This is a genomic window from Streptomyces sp. NPDC006551, assembly GCF_040611675.1.
Classification (GTDB): Bacteria; Actinomycetota; Actinomycetes; order Streptomycetales; family Streptomycetaceae; genus Streptomyces.
This window is the reverse complement of the sequence record NZ_JBEXOT010000010.1, coordinates 170,902-176,966: the sequence shown is the minus strand read 5'-3', so window position 1 is coordinate 176,966 and position 6,065 is coordinate 170,902. Positions and strand designations below refer to the sequence as shown.

Annotated in this window: 4 protein-coding genes; 2 read left to right on the top strand and 2 right to left on the bottom strand. The window is 70.5% G+C overall.

Translation table 11 applies throughout. The features are described from left to right. Positions 1-197 precede the first annotated feature (197 nt). Positions 198-1,478: a hypothetical protein gene (locus tag ABZY12_RS13605; RefSeq protein ID WP_356889619.1), complete on the bottom strand. Its 1,281-nt coding sequence runs from the start codon at positions 1,476-1,478 to the stop codon at positions 198-200. Positions 1,479-1,640: 162 nt separating this feature from the next. Between ABZY12_RS13605 and ABZY12_RS13600 the strand changes: the two genes are divergently transcribed. Continuing rightward, complete coding sequence (locus tag ABZY12_RS13600; RefSeq protein ID WP_356889617.1) at positions 1,641-2,846, top strand: low temperature requirement protein A; 1,206 nt, start codon at positions 1,641-1,643, stop codon at positions 2,844-2,846. Positions 2,847-3,106: 260 nt separating this feature from the next. Continuing rightward, positions 3,107-4,231 carry a phospholipase D-like domain-containing protein gene (locus tag ABZY12_RS13595; RefSeq protein WP_356889615.1) on the top strand — a complete coding sequence of 375 codons (1,125 nt, stop codon included), beginning with the start codon at positions 3,107-3,109 and terminating at the stop codon, positions 4,229-4,231. Between the two features lie 59 nt (positions 4,232-4,290). On the opposite strand, the gene ABZY12_RS13590 is transcribed toward ABZY12_RS13595, so the two are convergent. Continuing rightward, the gene (locus ABZY12_RS13590; protein WP_356889613.1) at positions 4,291-6,012 is read right to left on the bottom strand and encodes an acyl-CoA dehydrogenase family protein; all 1,722 of its coding nucleotides are present in this window, start codon (positions 6,010-6,012) and stop codon (positions 4,291-4,293) included. Positions 6,013-6,065 lie beyond the last annotated feature (53 nt).

The following is a 6,065-nucleotide window of genomic DNA, read 5'->3' as shown; positions in this document are numbered from 1 at the left end:
CGGGGGCGCCCACACCCCCGCCGAGCCCGGCCCGGGGGCCGGCCCGGGCCGGAGCGGCGGTGACCAGGCTCCCCACGGTCAGGGCGGCGGGAAGGGCGAGAGCGGCACCGAGCAGGCTGCGGCGGTTCTGGGACATGGTCGATCGACTCCTTGACGAAGCGTGAGAAGACAGGGGAAGAGAAGAGGCGGCGGTGGTGTCAGCGCCAGACGGCACTGAAGCTGTCCAGCTGCGCCCAGGTGATGACGTTGTCGCCGCTCCCGCCGTAGACCCGCAGCTGGCGGTCCGTGCTCGCCTCGACGCGGGCGACGCACACGCCGCTGGTGTTGTTGCGGGGCACGGTGGCGCGCGCGGTCATGGTCGGGGTCAGTGAGTCGGGCAGCGTGGCGATGACGGTGTCGGTGGCGAAGGAGCCCTTGACGCCTCCGCTGAGCTGGAGGGTCGTGGTGCCGGCGATACCGATCAGCCGGCCCTTGGGAGCGTTCTGGTCGGCGGTGACACCGGCGGCCAGGGTGAGCGGCTGCCAGTCGGTGAGGACCTTCACACCGTCGATCTCCGGGGCCCCGGACAGGAACATGATGGTGCAGGTGCGCGGGCCTTCCAGCTCGCCGGCGAAGCCGAAGTAGAGGTGCGGCACCCCGTCGCGCAGCGCGACGGTCATGCCCTCGGGCTCGCGGAAGGACAGGCCGGGCGCGGCCACGCACAGCCGCTGGTCCAGGATGGCGCCGGTGGCCCAGTCGACGGCCGTCAGGTAGGTGTTGCCCGGCGGCGGGTTCTCGGGATAGTGGACGGGGTCGATGGGCATGCCCGAGAGCATGTACAGGACGCCGTCGTGGGAGGTGTAGCCCTGGAACCAGCCGTTCTGGTCGGGGTGCGGGATGCGCTGGATCGGCTCCCATACGCCGGCAGACGCCTTGGCCAGGTCGTACCGCTCGAAGTAGTTCTTGTCGTCGACGGTGAAGCGGACGACGAGTTCGTCGGCGCTGCGGTCGATCGTGCAGGTGACGAACTCTGCGCCGGGCGCGGGCGAGTACGGCGCGGCGTGGAGCGAGGAGCCGTGGTCGAGGACCGTGCCCGATCGGAACTCGAAGTGGGTGACCGCCGTACCGAAGCCCTGCTTCTTGCCGTTGGGCTTGGACGCGGTCTCGGTCCACAGGCGGACGACCCCGGCCCGGTTCTCCATGCCGAAGTTGACGCCGTGGCCGAAGCCGCGCAGATACATGTGTCCGGTGATCGCGCCGGACCGGTTCAGCCGGGTGACGCACAGGTCGCCGTGCTCGTTGCGGACGGCGTAATCGAGGGGCGCGGGCTCACCGGGAAGCTGGATCCCGCCCCCCATCAGCTGGGTGACGAAGATGTCGCCCGACACAGGGTCGAAGCCGAACGCCTGCATGACCGTGCCGTTCTTCAGCGGGCGCCGGTGGAGCAGTTTGCCCACCGGTCCCGCGAGGTCTATCCGTCCTTCGATGGTGACGCTCAACGCTGCCGCTCCTCGGTGTACTTCCGGCGCTTCCCGCCGAGAGAGGCGCAGTCTGCCAAATGGGGCCCGGGCGGTCGGGGGCGGGTGTCGGACACGCACGGCGGGCGTGGGTATTCTTCGCGCCGGGCGGCCGGGGGGCCGCCTCCGGCAGGGGGGACTCACATGGCGTGGGGCAGGGAACGGGCGCGGATGGTGGCGACCGGGGACGACCACAGGGTGACACCCGCGGAGCTCTTCTTCGACCTGGTGTTCGTCTACGCGATCACTCAGGTCACCGCCCTGATGGCGGCCGCTCCCTCGCCCGTGCGGGTGGTCGGCGCGATGGTCGTCCTCGCGCTGCTGTGGTGGTGCTGGTGCTGCTTCGCCTGGCTGGGAAATGTCGTACGGGCCGACTCCGGCGCCCTGTTCGCGGTGCTGGTCACCGTCATGACCGTGGTCCTGATCGTGTCGCTCGCCGTCCGCCAGGTCTTCGCGGACGCCCCCGGAGGTCTGTCGGTCCCGCTGCTGTTCGTGCTCTGTTACGGCGCCGTGCGCGTCCTGCATCTGGTCGCGTACCGGCTCTCCAGCCCGGGGGACGCGGTGCTGCGGGCCACGCTGCGGCGCACCGCGCTGGCGTCCGTGCTGCCGCCGCTGGTGCTGCTGCTCATCGGGAGCGCGTACAGCGGCACGGTTCAGCTCGCCCTGTGGCTGGGGGCCGTGGTCGTGGACTACGGCGGGATCTATGTCACCGGGTCGTCCGGCTGGCGGGTCAACGCCCCCGCGCACTTCGCCGAGCGTCACGGCCTGATCGTGATGATCGCGCTCGGTGAGTCGATCATCGCCATGGGGACGGGGGTGTCCGGCTTCCCGCTCACCGCGGCGGTCCTCGGCGCCGCGGCCGCCGGGCTGCTGCTCGCGGCGGCGCTGTGGCGGCTGTACTTCCGGCAGCTCGGGGAGGCGGCCGAGCACGGGCTCCGCCGCCTCGGCGGCGACGAGCGCACCCGGTTCGCCCGGGACGTGTACACGTTCCTGCACCTGCCGCTGGTCGCGGGCGTCGTGCTCTGCGCCCTCGGGATGAAGAAGGTCCTCCAGCAGGTCGCCGACACGGGACACTACGGCCTCGCCGAGCCGCTGCACGGGGTGGTGGCCTGGTCGTTGACCGGGGGCGTCGGGGTGTTCCTGCTGGGCGCGGCCGCGATCGTGCTGCGCACGACCGGCCGCCGGCCGACGGCCCTCGCCGTTGGCGGGGTGTGCTGTGTGGCGGCCGGCCCGCTGGTGGGCCTGGTCCCCGCCCTGGTGGCGCTGGTGCTGCTCGCCTGCGTCCTGACGCTGCTCGTCGGACTGCACGGCCGGCGGGTGTCCACCGTGGTCACCGCTCCCGGCACCTGAGGCATGGGCCCACGGGCCGGTGACCGCGGGTCCGGGGCCTCGTCGTGCGGGCCAACGTGCCGGCGACGCCGGTCCGGGAGCTCGTGCGGGCCGCCGGACCGGGGGCCTCCTCTCGGGTCGATGACCGGCCCCCCTCGTGCGGGTCGCCGCCGTCGGCGTTCCGGTGGGCACCCCTGCCTCGCTCGCCGTCGCGCCGCGTGGCAGGCTCATGCCACCCATCAGGCCGAGGAGGAATCATCCGTCAGCGCTTCTGGGCGACCGTGTCGGTCGCCCTCACCCTTGTGCTCTCCGCGATCGCGCCCGCCGCCGCGGAGGAGGCTCCGCCGGTCGTCACCGGCGCCGTCTTCAACAACCCGAAGGGGACGGTGGCCGAACAGAACGCCGTCAAGGACCACATCATCGGGGCGATCAACGACACCCAGGGCGGACGCACGCTGCGGGCCGCCCTCTACGTCATGCAGGACCAGGACTACACCGACGCTCTCGTGGCGGCGCACGGCCGGGGCGTCAACGTACGTGTCGTCCTGGACCACAAGTCCGTCGAGGCTCCGAACCCGGCGCCCGCGCAGAACCTGATCAACGCCCTGGGCACCGACAGGACTCAGCCCTCCTGGGTCCGCGTGTGCACCAGCGGTGGCGCCTGCATAGCGACGGGCGGCACCAATCCGATCAACCACAACAAGTTCTTCACCTTCTCCCGCGTCGGCGACGCGGGAGTCGCCGAGGACGTGGTGATCCAGAGTTCCGCCAACCAGACGGCCTCCGCCACCACCCGGCAGTGGAACAACGCGTACACCGTCGTCGGCAACACCGCCCTGTACACGGCCTACACCGGCTACTTCAACGATCTCGCCGCCATGAGCAAGACGAGCGACTACTACCGGCAGGGCGAGGCCGGTGACGCCAAGTACTACTTCTTCCCGCAGCAGAGCGGCGACATCGTGCTCGGGTTCCTCGACAACGTCACCTGCACGGGGAACACGGTCGTCGGCACGGCCTCCCACAAGACCATCGTGAGGATCGCCGCCTGGGCCCTGCACCGGGACGCGATCGCCGCCAAGCTGCGCTCCCTCGCCGACCAGGACTGCTGGATCGAGGTCGTCTACAAGGATTCCAACGACCTCGCGACACTGCAGGGGCATCCTCGGATCAAGCCCTACCACCTCGACGCCGACGGCTACTTCGTCCACTCGAAGTACCTTCTCATCGAGGGCAACTACGCGGGCCACCCGGACACGAAGTGGACCTTCACCGGCTCGCACAACCTGGACGTCTCGTCCTTGAGGGAGAACGACGAGGCCCTCATCCGCGTGGCCGGTGCGGCGGCGCACGACGCGTACAAGGCCAACTTCCTGGCCATGCGGTCGGGAGCCGTCCTTCAATGACCGCCCGCCCAGGCCCGGCCGTACCGGCCCGGGCCTGGGACGGCGCGGTCACACGGTGGTCACCGCGCCATCTCGTACGCCCCGGCCAGCGCCTCGACGCGCTCCCACACGCGGCCCGAGCGGGCCTCGTCGACGACGGGACGCCGGACCGCGTCCAGGGCCCAGCGCTGCTGCTCCGCGGTGGCGGAGTCCTTGCCGTGGAGCTCGACGGCGTGCGAGGAGAAGTCGCGTACGAGGACGGCGAACAGCTCGTCCAGCACGTCCGCGTCCAGTCCGGTCAGACGCGCCTGCTCCAGGATCAGCTGGCCGTGGACGACGAGCGCGAAGAGCTGGCCGACCGCGAGGAGAAGGTCGAGGTCCCGGCTCTGCTCCTCGTCGGGCGCTGCCGTGGTGACGAACTCGCACAGGGCGTCCGCCTGCTCGCGGAAGCGGCCGACGTTGGGGACCTCGGCGTACGCGTCGTAGGCGGTGCGCCAGTCGTGGAAACGTACGGAGCCCAGGCCGCGGGCCGGTCCCTGCTGGAACAGGAAGGCGTCGTCGGCCGCGTCGAGCCGGGTGGGCACGGGCGCGTACTCGGCCGGGTTCAGCAGGTGATTGCGCATGAACTTCAGGATGAGCGCGAGGTTGACGTGGACCGTGCCCTCCAGCTTGGGCAGTCCCCGGATCTCGATCGCGGCCTGCGCGAAGTAGTTGTCCTTCTCGAAGCCCTTGGCCGCGATGACGTCCCACATCAGATCGATGACCTTCTCGCCCTCCGTGGTCACCTTCATCTTCGTCATCGGGTTGAAGAGCAGGTAGCGGCGGTCGTCGGGGCCGGCGGAGCGGAAGTAGTCGACGGCGCGGTCGCTGAACAGCTTCATGCCGACGAGGCGGACGTACGCGTCGGTCAGCTCGCGGCGCACGTGCGGGAAGGCGGTGACGGGACGGCCGTAGAGGATCCGCTGGTGCGCGTGGGTGACGGCCTCGTACATCGCGTGCTCGCAGATGCCGATCGAGGCGGTGCAGAGGTTGAACTTGCCGACGTTGACGGTGTTGAGTGCGGCGTCGAAGGCGGCGCGGCCGGTGTGCAGGACGTCCTCGGGCCCCACGGGGTAGTCCTCGAGGCGGAACTCGCTGACGTACTTCGACGAGTCGACGACGTTCTTCACCAGGTGGTAGGCCGGGTGGCGGCTGTCTGCGGCGAAGAAGACGTATCCGTCCGGTCCTTCGACGTCGGTGCGGCGGCCGAAGACGGAGACGAGTCCGGCGGCGTTGCCGTTGCCGATGTAGTACTTGGAACCGGTGGCACGGAAACCGCCCTGGCCGTCGGGCTCCAGAAGCATGTCGGTGGAGTAGATGTCGGCGCCGTGGGCCTTCTCGGAGAGGCCGAAGGCGAACACCTCGCCCTGGGAGAGGAGTTCGGCGGCGCGGGCACGGGCGGCGGCGTTGTCGCTCTGCCACACCGGCCCCAGGCCGAGGATGGTCACCTGCCAGGCGTACCAGTAGTCGAGCCCGTAGAAGCCGAAGATCTCGTTGAGGGCGGCGATCCGGGCGGTGTCCCAGCGCTTGTCGCCCTCCTCGCCGGCGGCGGAGGCGGGGGTGAGGAAGGTCGCGAACAGCCCTTCCTTGGCGGCGAACGCGAGGAAGTCGCCCAGCCAGGCACGGGAACGGTAGTCCTCGATCAGCCGGCGCTTGCCGCGGTCCTCGAACCAGTCGACGGTGGCGCGCAGCAGCCGGCGGGTCTCGGGGTCGAAGTGGGCCGGGTCGTACGTACGGGGGTTGAACAGCAGCGGGTCGGTCATGGTTGTCCGCCTTTCCGGCGTCGGGTCACGTCGAATCGGGTCAGGTCGAATCG